Genomic DNA, 1,321 nt, shown 5'->3' on the forward strand with positions numbered 1-1,321 from the left:
TGAACCGCACCGGATTTGCCGGAGGCTCCAACTTCTGAGAAAGTGGAGCCGATATGAGCAAGACAACGAACAAGTTTTCACCTGAAGTCCGCAACCGCGCCATTCGTATGGTGCTGGATCACGAAACCGAGCACCCTTCACGGTGGGCTGCGGTTTCATCAATCGCTGCCAAGATCGGCTGCTCGCCTGCAACGCTGCATGAATGGGTCAAGAAGACTGAGGTCGACAGCGGTAAGAGAGCTGGACTACCGAGTGATGTGGCCGAGAAGATGAAGGCTCTTGAGCGGGAGAACCGCGAGCTTCGCCAAGCCAACGAGATTTTGCGCAAGGCGTCTGCATATTTCGCGATGGCGGAGCTCGACCGCCCATTGAAGCGATGATTTCCTTCATCGACGAATACCGAGCGGTGTTCGGGGTCGAGCCGATCTGCAGGCTGTTGCCGATTGCCCCGTCCACCTATTACGAGAACATTGCCAAGCGCCTGGACGTGGATCGGCTGTCGACCCGCGCCCGCAGCGACATTGCCTTGAAGATCGAGATACGTCGTGTGTTCGACGAGAACTTCCAAGTTTACGGCGTGCGCAAGGTCTGGCGGCAACTGCAGAGGGAAGGTTTCGATATCGCCCGTTGCACGGTTTCCAGGCTTATGAAGGCCATGGGTCTTCAAGGCATCATCCGTGGCAAGCCGATCAAAACGACGGTCCCGGATAAATCCGCGCCCAGTCCGCTCGACCGCGTAAACCGCCAGTTCAAGGCCCCCGCGCCGAACAGGCTCTGGGTGAGCGATTTTACGTATGTTTCCACCTGGCAGGGCTTCGTATACGTCGCCTTCGTCATCGATGCCTTCGCCCGGCGTATCGTCGGCTGGCGGGTCAGCCGGACGGCGCATGCAACTTTCGTTCTCGATGCTCTTGAACAGGCGCTTCATGATCGGCGTCCCCTTCACGGCGGCGGTCTTGTGCATCATTCGGACAGGGGTGTTCAATACGTGTCCATTCGCTATTCCGAGCGGTTGGCAGAGGCAGGTATTGAGCCATCTGTCGGAAGTGTCGGCGACAGCTACGACAATGCCCTCGCCGAAACGATCAATGGTCTCTACAAGGCCGAGGTCATCCATCGGCGTGGACCCTGGCGCACCGCTGAGGCGGTTGAATTCGCCACACTCGAATGGGTCGATTGGTTCAACAACCGTCGTCTTCTGGAGCCCATTGGAAATATTCCGCCAGCCGAAGCCGAGGAGCGATATTACGCCATGCTGGACGAACCAGCCATGGCCGCATAACTTAAACCAAACAGCCTCCGGCAGACCCGGTGCGGTTCA

General features: G+C 58.0%; 1 protein-coding gene and 1 other annotated feature. The gene reads left to right on the forward strand.

Annotated elements, in window-relative coordinates; translation table 11 throughout:
- Positions 1–53: 53 nt before the first annotated feature.
- Positions 54–1,282, forward strand: a protein-coding gene (locus ACIK7D_RS27720) for an IS3 family transposase (protein WP_154722767.1) whose coding sequence is annotated in 2 segments (ribosomal slippage) — positions 54–348 and positions 348–1,282 — 1,230 coding nt in all. Because the reading frame shifts where the segments join, the coding sequence is not laid out codon by codon here.
- Positions 335–451: a sequence feature (AL1L pseudoknot), on the forward strand. It overlaps the preceding gene by 117 nt.
- Positions 1,283–1,321: the final 39 nt, after the last annotated feature.

Origin of the sequence: Agrobacterium sp. P15N1-A, from assembly GCF_044626815.1 — a bacterium.
GTDB classification, from domain to species: Bacteria; Pseudomonadota; Alphaproteobacteria; order Rhizobiales; family Rhizobiaceae; genus Agrobacterium; species Agrobacterium leguminum.